Annotated in this window: 13 protein-coding genes; 9 read left to right on the top strand and 4 right to left on the bottom strand. The window is 63.2% G+C overall.

Annotation, left to right across the window (positions count from 1 at the left end; all coding sequences use genetic code 11):
* Both JYP46_RS08930 and JYP46_RS08925 read left to right on the top strand, forming a co-directional pair.
* Entirely contained in the window at positions 1–1,053 is a 1,053-nt protein-coding gene (locus JYP46_RS08930) for an ABC transporter ATP-binding protein (protein ID WP_113153062.1), read from the top strand.
* Positions 1,054–1,131: 78 nt separating this feature from the next.
* Positions 1,132–2,562, top strand: a complete 1,431-nt coding sequence (locus tag JYP46_RS08925) for an aminobutyraldehyde dehydrogenase (protein ID WP_206547891.1) — start codon at positions 1,132–1,134, stop codon at positions 2,560–2,562.
* Between the two features lie 66 nt (positions 2,563–2,628).
* Here the strand turns inward: JYP46_RS08925 and JYP46_RS08920 are convergent, their stop codons facing one another.
* Positions 2,629–3,549 carry a LysR family transcriptional regulator gene (locus JYP46_RS08920; RefSeq protein WP_113153060.1) on the bottom strand — a complete coding sequence of 307 codons (921 nt, stop codon included), beginning with the start codon at positions 3,547–3,549 and terminating at the stop codon, positions 2,629–2,631.
* A gap of 126 nt (positions 3,550–3,675) precedes the next feature.
* On the opposite strand from JYP46_RS08920, the gene JYP46_RS08915 reads away from it, so the two are divergent.
* The 4 genes from JYP46_RS08915 (at position 3,676) to ftsZ (ending at position 8,674) form a co-directional block, all read left to right on the top strand.
* Entirely contained in the window at positions 3,676–5,457 is a 1,782-nt protein-coding gene (locus JYP46_RS08915; protein ID WP_206547890.1) for a sugar phosphorylase, read from the top strand.
* Positions 5,454–6,251 carry an HAD-IIB family hydrolase gene (locus JYP46_RS08910; protein WP_206547889.1) on the top strand — a complete coding sequence of 266 codons (798 nt, stop codon included), beginning with the start codon at positions 5,454–5,456 and terminating at the stop codon, positions 6,249–6,251. Before JYP46_RS08915 ends, JYP46_RS08910 begins: the two co-directional genes overlap by 4 nt.
* An 11-nt stretch (positions 6,252–6,262) precedes the next feature.
* Complete coding sequence (locus JYP46_RS08905) at positions 6,263–7,474, top strand: glycosyltransferase family protein (protein ID WP_206547888.1); 1,212 nt, start codon at positions 6,263–6,265, stop codon at positions 7,472–7,474.
* 174 nt (positions 7,475–7,648) lie between these two features.
* Entirely contained in the window at positions 7,649–8,674 is a 1,026-nt protein-coding gene (gene ftsZ / locus JYP46_RS08900) for a cell division protein FtsZ (RefSeq protein WP_206544271.1), read from the top strand.
* Between the two features lie 101 nt (positions 8,675–8,775).
* Here ftsZ and JYP46_RS08895 read toward each other — a convergent pair whose 3' ends face one another.
* Positions 8,776–9,552 carry a class I SAM-dependent methyltransferase gene (locus JYP46_RS08895; protein WP_206547887.1) on the bottom strand — a complete coding sequence of 259 codons (777 nt, stop codon included), beginning with the start codon at positions 9,550–9,552 and terminating at the stop codon, positions 8,776–8,778.
* A 156-nt stretch (positions 9,553–9,708) separates the two neighbouring features.
* Between JYP46_RS08895 and JYP46_RS08890 the strand changes: the two genes are divergently transcribed.
* Entirely contained in the window at positions 9,709–10,959 is a 1,251-nt protein-coding gene (locus JYP46_RS08890) for a glycoside hydrolase family 5 protein (RefSeq protein WP_206547886.1), read from the top strand.
* 62 nt (positions 10,960–11,021) lie between these two features.
* Entirely contained in the window at positions 11,022–12,188 is a 1,167-nt protein-coding gene (locus tag JYP46_RS08885; RefSeq protein WP_206547885.1) for a Gfo/Idh/MocA family protein, read from the top strand.
* A 7-nt stretch (positions 12,189–12,195) separates the two neighbouring features.
* Here JYP46_RS08885 and JYP46_RS08880 read toward each other — a convergent pair whose 3' ends face one another.
* Positions 12,196–13,263, bottom strand: a complete 1,068-nt coding sequence (locus JYP46_RS08880) for a Gfo/Idh/MocA family protein (protein WP_206547884.1) — start codon at positions 13,261–13,263, stop codon at positions 12,196–12,198.
* A gap of 126 nt (positions 13,264–13,389) precedes the next feature.
* Positions 13,390–13,827, bottom strand: coding sequence for an Lrp/AsnC family transcriptional regulator (locus tag JYP46_RS08875; RefSeq protein WP_113153052.1), 438 nt, complete (start codon positions 13,825–13,827; stop codon positions 13,390–13,392).
* A gap of 130 nt (positions 13,828–13,957) precedes the next feature.
* On the opposite strand from JYP46_RS08875, the gene rocF reads away from it, so the two are divergent.
* The gene (rocF, locus tag JYP46_RS08870) at positions 13,958–14,878 is read left to right on the top strand and encodes an arginase (RefSeq protein ID WP_206547883.1); all 921 of its coding nucleotides are present in this window, start codon (positions 13,958–13,960) and stop codon (positions 14,876–14,878) included.

Genomic DNA, 14,878 nt, shown 5'->3' with positions numbered 1-14,878 from the left:
ATGGCTGAAGTCCGTCTCAACGCCATCAAGAAATCCTTCGGCCCGGTCGAGGTTCTTCACGGCATCTCCATCGATATCGCATCCGGCGAGTTCGTCAGCCTTCTGGGCTCCTCCGGCTGCGGCAAGACCACGCTTCTGCGCATCGTTGCGGGTCTCGAAAGCGTCACTTCCGGCACTGTCGAGATCGGCGGGCGCGACGTCACCGACCTGCCGCCCGAGAAGCGCGACATCGCGATGATGTTCCAGTCCTACGCGCTTCTGCCGCATCTGAGCGTTGCCGAGAATGTCCGCTTCCCGCTGCGCATGCGCCGCATCGGCACGCTTGACGAGCAGCGCGACAAGGTGCGCGATGCGCTGGAGACCGTGCAGCTCGGCCATCTGGCCGACCGCCGGCCCAACCAGCTCTCCGGTGGCCAGCAGCAGCGCGTGGCGCTCGCCCGCGCCATCGTCTCGCGTCCGCAGATCCTGCTTCTCGACGAGCCGCTGTCCAACCTCGACGCGCGGCTTCGCGAAGACATGCAGGTCGAGCTCATCGAGATCCACAAGCGTCTCGGCCTCACCACCCTGTTCGTCACGCACGATCAGGAAGAGGCGCTCAGCCTCTCGGACCGCATCATTCTTCTGAACAAGGGCAAGATCGAACAGGAGGGGGCTCCCCGCGAGATCTACGCCCAACCCGCCACCGGCTACGCTTCGAGCTTCCTTGGTGCGGCCAACCTCGTGTCGGCCAACATTACCGAAGAAGCTGGCGGGCCGGTGGCAACACTTGCCGACGGGCAGACCCTGCCGGTCGGCAAGGACGAAACGCGCCGAGGTCCGGCCGTCGTCGCACTGCGTCAGGAAGATGTGGCCATCAAGCCGAAGGGCGAGGGCGTCATCGAGGGCAAGGTGCGCACCCGCGTCTATCTTGGCGCGCGCAATCGCTACGTGATCCAGATCGGCAAGGAAGAAATCCGCGTTCTGGCCCCGCACGATCTCGATTTCGAGCGCGGCGAGACGGTTGGCCTCGCCATCGATCCGGCGCGCCTGCGCGTTCTGTCCGAAGGGGAATAGCGGCTTCGGCCGCGTTCTGCCGGACGCATTCACATACAGTTTTGAAAACCGATCGCCCTTGAGCGAATGGAGACACGCATGAGCAGCCTTGAAACACGTCTTTTCATCGATGGTGAGTTCGTCGCCGGTGAGGGCGCGGAGGAAACCGCATTCGATCCCGCACGCGGGACCGAGCTCGCCCGTGTCGCCTCGGCCAGCGCAGGCCAGATCGACACCGCCGTGCAGTCCGCCTACCGCGCGTTCCAGCGCTGGCGCCGCACGACGCCGAAGGAACGCAGCCGCATGCTGTGGGCCGTCGCCGACAAGATCGAGGAAAACGCAGCCCGTCTCGCCGAGGTTGAATCGCTGAACGCCGGCAAGCCGCGCCGCTTCGTCGAGGCCGGCGAACTCGCCAATGTGGCCGACGTCTTCCGCTTCTATGCGACCGCCGTGCGCAACATGCCGGGCGTCGCCGCAGACGGTTATCGCGCCCACACCATGACAAGCATGCTGCGCCGTGATCCGCTTGGCGTCATCGCGTCCATCGCGCCGTGGAACTATCCGCTGCTCATGGCCGCATGGAAGCTTGCCCCGGCCATCGGCGCGGGCAACACCGTGGTCATCAAGCCATCGGAAAACACGCCGCTCAGCCTTCTGCGTCTGGCCGCGATCCTCAACGAGGTTCTGCCCGCCGGCGTCGTCAATGTCATCTGCGGCAACGGCCCGGATGTCGGCCAGCCGCTCATCACCCATCCGCTCGTGCGCATGATCTCGCTGACCGGCGATGTGCGCACCGGTCGCGCCATCCTCAAGGCGGCTGCCGGCGAGCAGATCAAGCGCACCCATCTCGAGCTTGGCGGCAAGGCCCCGGTCATTGTGATGAAGGACGCCGATCTCGACAGCGTTGTCGACACGATGCGCGAGGCCAGCTTCTACAATGCCGGTCAGGACTGCACCGCAGCCTGCCGCGTCTTCGCTGACAAGGCGATTGCCGATGAACTGACGGACAAGCTGTCCGCCATGATCGGCAGCCTCGTTTACGGCGCGCCGGAGCGTGAGGATGTTGAGTTCGGCCCGTTGATCAGCGCCGCCCAGCAGGAGCGCGTTGCCGGCTTCGTCGAGCGCGCCCGCGCATCGGGTGCGGACATCGTCGCTGGCGGCAACAAGCCGGATGGCGCAGGCTTCTTCCACGAGCCGACGCTGGTGCGTGCGCCCATCGGCGCCGAGATCGTGCAGAAAGAGGTGTTCGGCCCCGTCGTCACGCTCACCGAGTTCGATGAACCGGACACGGCGCTGAGCTGGGCGAACGCTTCGGAATACGGCCTTGCCTCGTCGGTCTGGTCGCGTGACACCGGCGCCGCGCTGCGTCTTGCCAACGATCTCGAATACGGCGTCACCTGGGTCAACACCCATGGCGTCTTCGCCACCGAGATGCCGCATGGCGGCATGAAGAACTCCGGCTATGGCTCGGATCTCTCCATGCAGTCGCTGCTGGAATACACGCAGGCCCGCCACATCATGGTGGCCTGAGTCGCAACGGCACGGATATGAAAAAGCCCGGCAGCGATGCCGGGCTTTTTGTGTTTCCTGCCGGGATCAGTCGATCCAGGCCATGTCCGGTTCCACACTGGCGCAGAACCGCGCGGCGCTGATACGCGCCTGGCTGATGACCTTGCGGATGAAGTCCTGATGGGTCGAGGCCTGATAGCTGGCCACGATGTGCATGGGAGGAAAGCGCTTCGACACCTGCACCTGATGCAGGAGCCCCATGCTCAACTCGCGCCTGATGGTCACGGCAGGGATCGCGCCCACGCCGAACCCGTCAATGATCAGGTTGATGATTGCATAGAGCGAGTTGCAGGTGGTCAGCTTCGAGGCCAGCGCCTGCTCGTCGTGAAAATAGGGCGCGATCATCTGGTAGGGCGGCGAATTCTTCGGAAAGCTGATGATCGGCAGGCTCGCCAGCTCCGCCACACTATAGGTCCTGTTCGGGTCGATCAGCTTGGGCGAACCCGCCCACACCATCTGCAGCACGCAGGAAGTGAAGCTTCGGAAACCGTCATCCAGCACCGGGTGCAGCGAGAAGATCACGTCGAACTCGCCCTTGGTCATGCCCTGAACGAGATGTTTCGTGCCGTCGACCGTCAGTTCGATCTTCAGGTTCGGAAAGCTCCGGTGCAGCGAGTCGATCAGATGCGGCATCCAGGTGGATGACACGGAATCGATTGCCCCGATCCGCAGCGGCTCCAGCGCCGGCACGGCGTCGCCCTGAAGCGTGCCCCGCAACTGGTCGATATCGCCAAGGATCGCCTCAAAACTCTGGAGCACGCGCTCGCCATCGGCGGTCAGCGCAAAGCTGCCATCCCCGCGGTTGATCAGCCGGCTTTCCAGTTCGGCCTCAATGGCCGCAAGCCGGCTCGAAATCGCCGGCTGTGTCGTGTTCAGCTCTTCCGCCGTGCGGCCGAAATGCCGGTTGCGGGCGAGCGCCACGAATGTCTTGATATCGAGAATGCGCATGAGGCCATTCTATAAACGGCTTCAGCCGGTGACGCATCCGCAATTGCAGTCGGTTCCCGTGCGGCCTCTTGTCATCGTCGCCGTCCCGCGTCATCATGCTGCAATGCAACATGGCCGGTTCAGCCCATGACTGTGAGAGAAGCAGCGCGCCAGCCCCGGGCGGCCGCGCCCGCCAGACTGCGAAACGGTCTGCGCCAGCTTCTCGCCTCCATCTATCCGGATCACGATCCCGCCGAACTGGCAACCAGCGCCGAAAGGGCTTTCTTCGGCGCGGCCAGTGCGCCGCGCAGGCGCGGCCGTCTTCCCGCAAACGCACTGTGGAGCGAGAAGGACAACTACGTCATCACCTATGGCAACACGCTTGTCGATGGCGAGCACAAGCCGCTCGATCTGCTCCACGATTTCTCCGACCGTTATCTGGCGGGCGTCTTCACCGGCATTCACATCCTGCCCTTCTTCCCTTTCACCTCCGACGATGGATTTGCCGTCACGGATTATCGTCAGGTGAACAGCCAGCTGGGCGACTGGGCGGACATCGCCCGCATCGCCGGGCATTTCCGCCTCATGTCCGATCTGGTGATGAACCACTGTTCGAGCCAGGCCCGCATGTTTTCCGATTTTCTTCAGGGCCACGAGCCGTGGAACGGCTTTTTCAAGGAAGCAAGCCCCGACGACGACCTGAGCGCTGTGGTGCGGCCGCGCACGCATCCGCTGCTGCGTGAATTCAGGACCGAAAGCGGCAGCCGTTATGTCTGGTGCACGTTCAGTCACGATCAGGTGGATTTCGACTTTGCCAATCCGCGTGTCCTGCTGGAGTTTCTCGACATCATACGCGGGCATATCGAGCATGGCGTGCGCACCATCCGCCTCGATGCGGTGGCCTTTCTCTGGAAGGAGGTCGGCACGCCCTGCATCCATCTGCGCCAGACGCACGAGATCATCCGGCTGATCCGTCTCCTGTGCGATTACCGCGAAGAGCCGATCGTTCTCATCACCGAGACCAACGTCCCGAATGTCGAGAATCTCAGCTATTTCGGCAATCGCAACGAAGCGCACATGATTTACAACTTCGCGCTGCCGCCGCTTCTTTTGCATGCGCTTCTGGGCGGCACGTCGAAATATCTGAACGCCTGGCAGATGGCCATGCCACCGGCCCAGCTCGGCTGCACCTATTTCAATTTCTCCGCCTCGCATGACGGCATCGGCCTGCGCCCGGCAGAGGGGCTGATCCCGCAAGACGAGATCGCACGGGTCATCGAAACGGTGCAGGGCTTTGGCGGTCGCGTATCCTATTACGCAAGGCCGGATGGCGAGCGCCCCTACGAATTGAACGTGGCGCTGTTCGACGCGTTTGCCGGCACACATCAGGGCGTCGACGATCACCAGCTCGAGCGCTTCTTATGCAGCCAGGCGATTGTTATGGGGCTTGAGGGCGTTCCAGCCTTCTACATTCATGCGCTGCTCGCCACCCGCAACGATTATGACGGGGTCGAGAAGCTTGGTTACAACCGTGCGATCAACCGCAGACGACTCGACTATGCCGCGTTACGGGAGCAGTTGGACGATCCGCAGACCTTACCGGCGCGTGTCCTTTCGCGCCTCAGGGCCATGGTGTGTGTGCGCTCCGCGCAGCCGGCCTTCCATCCCAACGCCACCCAGTTCACCCTTCAGCTCGGCGACGCCTTCTTCGGCTTCTGGCGGCAGAGCCTCGACCGCTCGCAGAGCATTTTTGCCATTTCCAATCTCACCAATGAGGAGCGCAACGTGCCGTCCATGACGTTGAACCTGATCGAGGGCGATGACTGGCACGATCTCCTGACCGGCGATCCGGTGGCGCAGCTTGCCGGCGATATCGCCTTTGCCCCCTACCAGACGCGCTGGATCTCCAACCGGCGGCAGGTCTCATGAGCGCCCGGCGGTCCTTCATCGTCTTCAGCGATCTGGACGGAACGCTGCTCGACCACGAGACCTATGATTTCGATGCAGCCCGCCCGGCGCTTGCGCGGTTGCGGGCCGAAGGGCACCGCCTCATCCTTGCATCCAGCAAGACCGCAGCCGAGGTCGCGCCGATCCGGCAGGCGGCCGGCTTTTCCGACTGTCCTGCAATCGTGGAAAACGGCGCTGGCATTCTGCCGCCGGAGCACGAGGCTGGTGACGAGCCCGTGGCGTCCGGACATCAACGCCTCATGCGCACGCTGGATGCGCTTCCATCAGAATTGCGCCGGCATTTCACCGGCTTTTCCGACTGGAGCGCAGAAGAGGTTGCGGCCCGCACCGGCCTGAGTATGGAGGCTGCCGCGCGCGCGAAACAGCGCGCTTTTTCGGAACCCGGTCTCTGGAACGGCACGGAAGAGGGCTACGCAGATTTCTGTGCCGCGTTGAAGGAGAACGGCGTCACCGTTCAAAAGGGCGGGCGCTTTGCCACGCTCTCCTTCGGCGGAACGAAGGGCGCGCGGGTGGACGAACTTGTTGCCCGCTACCGCACGGAAGACGAAGCTCTGGTCAGCGTAGCGCTGGGCGATGCGCCCAATGATGTCGCCATGCTGCAGAGCGTCGATATCGGGATTGTCATACCCAATCCGGCCCATGCCGGTCTCGCCCCGTTCGCACCGGTAGAGGGTGGGGTGATACGATGGGCAAGGCTTCCCGGACCTGAAGGCTGGAACGAGGAAATCCTCGCACTGTTGAACGCACCGGAATAGGGAGGAGCGCCATGTCGGATTTCCAGCAGAGCGGCACCGTGGCCACGCTGCACAATCTCGGCACGACCACGCCGGAAGAGATGGAACGCCAGCTCAGGCTCTTCGCCGAACGGCGAAGGATCACACTCATCCTGCCGTCGCTCTTCTCCGAGCTTGAAGCGCCGGCGCTGGGGCGGATCGTCGATGAACTCTGTGAGGTTGATTACATCAATCACATCGTCATCGGCCTCGACCGCGCCAGTGAAGAGCAGTTCCATTTCGCGCAGGAATATTTCGCCCGGCTGCCGCAGCGCCATTCGATCCTCTGGAATGACGGGCCGCGCCTGAAGGCGGTCCAGAAGCGTCTCGCCGCTCTCGGGCTTGCGCCCGAGGAGCCTGGAAAGGGGCGCAATGTCTGGTACTGCATGGGCTATACGCTTGCCTGCCAGGACAGCGATGTGGTGGCCCTGCATGATTGCGACATCATCACCTACACGCGCGAAATGCTGATGCGGCTGGTCTATCCGCTGGCCAATCCGTCCTTCCCCTATCAGTTCTGCAAGGGCTACTATCCGCGCGTTGCGGACGGAAAGCTCAATGGCCGCGTGAGCCGGCTCCTCATTGCGCCGCTGCTGCTCGCCCTTCAGCGCACCTTCGGGCACAGCGACTATGTCGAATACCTGCAGGCGTTCCGCTACCCGCTGGCCGGTGAATTCGCCATGCGCACCTCCATTCTGCCGGATATCCGCATCCCCTCCGACTGGGGGCTGGAGATCGGTGTCCTGTCCGAGGCATGGCGCAATCTCGGCCGCCATGCGGTTTGCCAGGTGGATATCTGCGACGGTTACGACCACAAGCACCAGCCGCTTTCGGCGGAGGATGCCGCACGCGGTCTCTCGCGCATGTCCATCGACATTTCCAAGGCGATCTTCCGCAAGCTCGCCACCGATGGCGTCGTCTTCAGCCAGGAGCATTTCCGCACCCTGAAAGCCACCTATTACCGCCTCGCGCTCGACCTGATCGAGCGCTACTACAACGACGCGGTGATGAACGGGCTCCATGTGGACCGACACAGGGAGGAAAAGGCTGTGGAGCTTTTTGCCGCGAACATCGTCGAGGCGGGCCATACCTTTCTCGAGCATCCCATGGAGACGCCCTTCATCCCCAACTGGAGCCGCGTCCAGTCGGCGGACCCGGATGTCTTGAGGACGCTGCGTGAGGGTGTCGAGGCGGATAATGCGTGAGCCGCCATTGAAAGCGTTACAGGCCGTCATCACATTTGAATCAGAGCTGTAAACTCCGGGTGTTCAGGGCGTAGCGCACACTTGAACAAGCCGGCGCACTCTGATTCCTTCAGGCGGACGCGCGGGCGGAGCGATTCGCTGTCGCCGCTTGCCCCCAGGAAGGACCAAGGCCCAATGACGGACGAGAAGAAGCCCGAAATTTCTGAAATGCGCCCCAAGATCACCATCATCGGTGTCGGCGGCGGTGGCGGCAATGCCGTCAACAACATGATCGCGCACAATCTGCAGGGCGTGGACTTCATCGGCGCCAACACCGATGCGCAGGCGCTGACCATGTCCAAGGCCGAACGGCTGATCCAGCTGGGCGCGAATTCGACCGAGGGTCTCGGCGCGGGCTCGCTGCCGGAGATCGGTCAGGCTGCTGCCGAAGAGACCATCGACGAGATCATGGATCATCTGTCGGGCACCCATATGTGCTTCGTCACCGCCGGCATGGGCGGCGGCACCGGCACGGGTGCAGCGCCGGTCATCGCCGCTGCCGCGCGCAATGCCGGCATCCTGACCGTGGCTGTCGTCACGAAGCCGTTCACCTTCGAGGGCAATCGCCGCATGGCCATTGCCGAGCAGGGCATCGAACTTCTGCGTCAGGCCGCCGATACGGTCATCGTCATTCCCAACCAGAACCTGTTCCGCATTGCCGACGCCAAGACCACGTTTGCCGAGGCGTTCGAGCTGGCCGACAAGGTTCTCTATTCGGGCGTGCGCTGCATCACGGATCTGATCGTCAAGGAAGGCCTGATCAACCTCGACTTCGCCGACGTCCGCTCCGTCATGCGTGACATGGGCCGCGCGATGATGGGCACGGGCGAGGCAACGGGCGACGCACGCGCGATGAAGGCTGCTGAAGCCGCCATCGCCAACCCGCTTCTGGACGAGGCCAACATGAAGGGCGCCCGCGGCGTTCTGGTCTCGATCTCCGGCGGCCGCGACATGACGCTGTTCGAGGTCGACGAAGCCGCGACCCGCATCCGCGAAGAGGTCGGCGACGACGCCGAGATCATCGTCGGCGCGATCTTTGACGACAAGCTGGAAGGCACGTTCCGTGTTTCGGTGGTTGCCGCCGGGCTTGCCAGTCAGGCCGAACAGGATGCCGCCAATGGCGGCCAGCCGGGTGACTTCCGGGCGCAGGCGATCCACTGATTTTGACGGGCGGCCCACTGGCCGCCCGAATTCTTTCATTCGGTGATTTTTTCGGAAATTTTGCCCGGAATGACGAAATTTGGGGCGAAATTTCCGGAATTTCAGGCTGCCTTTGCAGTCTCTGCGCGCGCTGATGCGGCGTCTGGACGCTTTTGCGAAAACACCAGAAGATTGGTCCGCATCGGCGGCGGCATGATCGCCTGAAAGAAGGCGACGGCAGCAAAGCCGATTGCGGTGTTGCCGTGGTAGCGCGGCGTGCCATTGGCCGTGTAGCCGTGATGCGTCCACTTCTCCTCGCCGAAGGCGCGACGGACACTGCCCATCGTGTTCATGCGGTAGAAGGTGGGGAACACGTCCTCATGCGGCCGCTCCGGCCAGACAAGGCGCATCAGCCGGTCTTTCACGCTGTCGGGGATGATGCGGTTCGAGATGCCCACATAGCCATAGCTGTTTGGCGTCAGGGCGCAGAACCAGCCGCCGGGCTTCAGCACCCGGTGGATCTCGTCGGCGAATTCCTGCGGATGCTCGACATGCTCGATCACCCATTCGCACACGATGATGTCGACACTCGAATCCGCCAGCGGCAGCCTGCCGCCCGGCTCGATCACATGCGCCTCGTCCAGATGCGGGTGTTCCATGACCACCGGATCGACGTCGAGGCCGATCACGTGCTTCACCTTGCCCTGGAAATTGCAGAAATCTTTGCGGAAGGGAGAGGTGCCTTCATCGAAGCGCGAACCGCGTCCCGCACCGAGGTCGACCAGCACCATGTCCGGGCGGACAAGGGCGTTGATGCGCGTGTAGAAAGCGATGTCTTCGTCATCGCGCGTAAATCCCCCGGCTGCCGTTTCAGGCCGCCATTGGTCAGTCACCGTCATCATCTTTCCCTTGCGCAAATGCCTTTTGCCGGTCGCAACCGGCGCGTGCACCGTATGCAAGCAAATCGCTATATTTCGTTAATCCGGGGCTGATACCCACTGGTATGCCGTGGGCGCTGATGCGCGCTCGGAAGGATCGGAGAGGGGAGCGCCGCCATGGTGGGCAGAACAATGCGGTTCAGGGGCTTTCTTGCGGCTGCCGGCCTTCTGGCCTGTTTCGCGGGACCGCTTGAGGCGGCGACGTTTGCGCCTGCCCGTGGCGTCAACCTCGACATCTGGGACACATGGCCCGATGAAGCGGAGTGGACGCGGGACGACGTGCTCCTGCCTTATCCCGAATGGCGTCGCAAGATCGATGCCGAAGATCTGGCGCTTCTGAAGGAGACGGGTTTCGACTTCGTGCGCATGCCGGTCGATCCGATCCCGTTCCTGTCGCCGAAATCGGCTGGCTTCCGCGACAGGCTGTTTGCTTCCGTTCTCGAAGGCGCGCGCGCGATCAATGCGGCGGGCCTCAAGGTCATCGTCGATCTGCATCCCATTCCGCGCGGCGCGGACCGCTTTGCAGGCGTTGAGGAGATCCTGCGCGACGAGGCCCTGTTCGAGCGCTATCTGGACCTGGTGCGCGAGATGGGGCGGACACTCGCCGCAGAAGATCCGGCCATGGTTGCATTCGAGCTTCTGAACGAGCCGGTGACGGGCTGCGAGGGCGCGGAAGGCGCTGCCTGGGACGAGCAGCTGGGCAGGCTCTTTGCCGCTGCGCGCTCGTCGGCTCCACGCACGACGCTGATACTGTCCGGCGCGTGCTGGGGAACGGCGGAAGGGCTTGCCGCGCTCAACCCGAACACCATTCCCGACGACAACATTCTCTGGGGCTTTCACTCCTATGCGCCGTTTGTCCTGACCTCGCAGGGGGCGCTGTGGGCCGGCGATTTCATCCGCTATGTGACGCGCGTTCCCTATCCGCCGCATGCGCACCCGGAAGCACTGGCCGAAGCCATTGAGAAGGCGCGCGAACGCATTCGCAACGACGCGCCATTCCTGCGCCGCGCCGGCATGCTGGCCTATCTGGACGAGCTGATCGCCGGTGTCGACACGAAGGAGGAACTGGAAGCCGAAATGGCGGCCCCCTTCAACATCGTTGCCGACTGGGCGGCGAAGTATGGCGTCGATCCTGCGAACATCATTCTCGGTGAGTTCGGGATGATCCGTCAGGAATATCAGAACCCGGATGTGATGCCCGCCGAATGGAGAGCGGCCTATATGCGTGACATGATCGCGCAGGCCGAGGAGCGTGGCTTTTCCTGGTCTATCTGGGGCTATGGTGGAGCCTTTGGAATTGTTGAAGAATTCGGCGGACATCGGGCAGAAGATGATGTGCTGCGCATGATCGGGGAGTTGGAAAACTAGACTGGCGTCCTCTGGAAAACTTAGGCGGGTAATTGTAAGCCGTCTCAAATTGAGGCGCTCCCATGACAAAAATCGCATTCATCGGCACCGGTTTTGTTGCCGATTACTATATGACCACGCTGGCCAACCACCCCGGGCTTGAACTTGCCGGTGTTTGGGACCGCAAGGCTGAGCGGCTGGAGCGCTTTTGCGCCTTTCATGGTGTGCGCGCCTATGAGGATCAGCCCGCACTTCTGAGCGATCCTGATGTTGCGATTGTCGTCAATCTGACGAGCACGGAAAGCCATTACGAGATCAACCGCGCCTGTCTTGAAGCGGGGAAGCATGTGTATTGCGAGAAGCCGCTGGCGATGTCGCTGGATGAGGCCATGGAGCTTGCAGCGCTGGCCGAAAAGCGCGGCCTCATTCTCTGCACTGCGCCCGCCAACGGGTTGAGCTCGGCCTACCGGACATTCTCGCAGATCCTGGCGCGCGGTGACATTGGCGCGCCCCGGCTGGTCTATGCCGAGATGGAAGACGGTCCCGTGTTTCGCGCCGACTGGCGAAGCTGGCGCAGCCGCTCTGGCGCGCGCTGGCCGGGCGCCGAGGAGTTCAAGGTTGGGTGCACGCTGGAGCATGCCGGCTATGCAATGAGCTGGCTGGTCGGTCTGTTCGGCCCCGTTGTGCATATGTCGGCGTCATCCGCCCTCTGCTTTGCCGAAAAGGGGCCGGAGCTTGAAGGCGAGGCGCTGGCCCCGGATTTCTCCGTGGGCATCATGACCTTCGAGAGCGGGGTCAAGGCACGGATCACCTGTGGGCTGGCAGCACCGCGCGACCGCTCGCTCACCGTGCTTGGCGACCGTGGAAGCATGATCCTGCGCGACCTGTGGGACGACAATTCCGCAATCCATCTTTCAGCGCCGGGGCGTGAGCGCAGCCTTTTGCAGAAGGTTCTTGACGGGATCGAAAACCGCATCGGGCGCACCCTGCCTTTGCGCATCACGCCCGGCCGGCGCGTTGCGAGCACCGCGCCGAAGGATGGCAAGGCCCTGCCTGCCTATCCCTCGCGGATCGATTTTGCCCGGGGCGTTGCAGAGCAGGCGAAGGCGCTCTCTGGCGGCAGCATGCCCTTCTATTCAGGAAAGGTGGCCCTGCACCTGACCGAGCTCGTTCTGGCGCTGAGCGCCGGCGAGCATGATTACACGCCGAAAACGCATTTTGCGTTCAAGCCGGAGGCGCAGAAGGACTGAGCGGTCCTCAACCCTTCCGGTTTTGCTCGGCAAGAACCGTTTCGATGATTTCCAGAGTGCGCGCCGTGTCGAGCGGGGCGCTGCGCCGGTCATGTGTATGGCCGGCGCGGAGAGCGTCGCCGACCGCCGCGATTTCATACTGAAGCCCGTATCCCGCGCGGGGAAAAGCGTGCCGGTGGATGCCCGGCAATGGCGCGCCTCGCGCGAATTTGCGAATGGCGCGGGACAGGGCCGACTGGCCGGGAAAGGCGGCAAGGCGGGCTGCAAGCCGGTTGCGGCAATGCAGGACGGCGTTTGCGGCAATGAAGGGGGGCTGCAAAACCAGCGCCCCGTCGCTGCCCTCGATGATGAAGCAGTTGTCGCCCTCATGCTCGAAGGAGCAGGAGAGGTGCGCTTCGACATCCCGGTCGAACAGAAGCGTCACCGATGCGGATTTGTCGACGCCGCTTGGGGCCTGTCGCCATTCGCCATCAACTTCCAGCGGCTCGCCCATCAGGAAGCGGGCGAGCGAGATGCCGTAAATGCCGAGATCGAGCATGGCCCCGCCGCCATGGGCTCTGGAATAAAAGCGGCTTTCGGGATCGTAAGGGTGGTGGAAGGCGAGGCTGCCGCGCAGGCGCGTGACCTCGCCAATTGCGCCTTCCCCGATCAGCGCCCTGGTTTTGGCGATGGCCGGCAGGAAGCGCGTCCACATGGCCTCCATCAGAAAGACACCGCGCTCCGAGGCAAGTGTCGCCAACCGGGCGGCATCCCGGCTGGTGGTCACCAGCGGCTTCTCGACCAGAACCGCCTTGCCGCTCTCGATGGCGGCGCGGGCGATTTCGAAATGCGTGTCATTGGGGGTGGCGATGTAGACCGCGTCCACTGAAGGGTCGCCAAGAAGCGCCTGGTAAGCGGCATGCGCCGTGACATTGCCATGCCGCGCGGCAAAGGCTGCGGCCTTTTCAGGCGTGCGGGAGGAAACGGCGGTGAGTGCGGCTTTTTCCGTCAGTGCCAGATCGCTGGCGAACTGCTCGGCCATGACGCCGGCGCCGACGATGCCCCAGCGGATTGTTTCTGAGGGTCTTGAATGCATCGTCGCTTGCTCGCCGGTTCTGGAAAGGGGCAGGGGAGTGCAGGTTAGCTTTGCCGGGTTAACGCCAGAATAAGCCCGAATAAGCCAGAATAAGCCCGGTGCGGACAGGTGCAGGCAGGTGCTCGATCACAGCCGCGCGCGGGTGCTGTGGGGGGTGGCCAGAAGCAGACTTGTTTCGCTGTTCATGATGCCGGGAATGAGGCGAATGCGGCGCAGCACCGCGTCGAGATCGGTCAGTGTGGACGCGCCGAGCTCCACCACGATGTCCCAGCGGCCATTGGTGGTGTGAACGGCGGAAACTTCCGGAAAACCCTCAAGCGCGTGGATCACCCGGTCGGCGGAGCGCCCTTCGATCTCCACCATGGTGATGCCGCGCACCGGCGCTTCCACCGTGTCGGCCCGCAGGATGACCGTGTATCCGACAATGTGACCGGCCTTTTCCAGCCGCTCCATACGGGCGCGCACCGTGGCGCGCGACACGCCCAGATCCATCGCCAGATCCGAGATGCTGCGGCGCGCATCATGGCGCAGAAGGGTGATCAGGCGTTCGTCGAGTTCATCCATGATTGTGCAAAATGAAATCCATAATTAGCAAAATGATAAATGCTTATGAAATTTTTGGCAATTTGGTTTGTTCATTCTGCCGACGATCCGGGGTCGAATAATGGGAACTGTTCGATGGGTCGGTGGCGCTATGCATTGCAAGATCTTGGGTATTCCGGTGCAGGATGGCGCCGGGCGCATGGGTTGCGAAATGGGACCGAGCGCCTTGCGCACGGCCGGTCTCGTGGCGGCGCTTGGCGAGCTCGGCCATCAGGTTTCCGATCTCGGAACCGTTGTTCCAAAACCGCAGAATGTGAAGCCGCATGGCAACCCCGCGCTGAAGGCGCTGCCGGAGATCGTCGCCTGGACGGATGCGATCAGCGAGGCCTCTTACGCCGCAGGCGAAGACGGCATGCCGATCTTTCTTGGCGGCGATCACAGCATGGCGGCTGGCACCCTTGCCGGGATGGCGCGCCGGGCGGCGGAGGCCGACAGGCCGCTTTTCGTTCTCTGGCTCGATGCGCATCCGGATTTCCACACGCTCGACACCACCGCCAGCGGCAATCTGCATGGCGTGCCGCTCGCCTATGCCAGCGGGCAGGCGGGTTTTGACGGCTTCTTTCCGCGCCTTCACACACCCATCGATCCCACCCGCATCTGCACCCTTGGGCTGCGCAGCGTGGACCCGGCGGAGCACACCGCGCTGCGCGGGGCGGGCGTGACCGTTCATGACATGCGCGCCATCGATGAGCATGGGATTGCGCCGCTGCTGCGTGCCTTTCTGGAGCGGGTGGCCGCCGAGGGCGGACGCCTGCATGTGAGCCTCGACGTGGACTTTCTCGATCCCGCCATTGCGCCGGCGGTGGGCACCACCGTGCCCGGTGGCGCAACCTTCCGCGAGGCCCATCTGGCGATGGAGATGCTGCACGACAGCGGTCTCGTCACCAGCCTCGACCTCGTGGAACTCAACCCTTTCCTCGATGAGCGCGGTCGCACGGCGACCCTGCTTGTCGACCTCACAGCCAGTCTGCTTGGCCGGCGCATCATGGATCGGCCTACCAGGAGCCATTGA

This window comes from Nitratireductor aquimarinus (genome assembly GCF_017255295.1).
Lineage (GTDB): Bacteria > Pseudomonadota > Alphaproteobacteria > Rhizobiales > Rhizobiaceae > Nitratireductor > Nitratireductor aquimarinus.
This window is presented reverse-complemented; position numbering and strand designations above follow the sequence as displayed.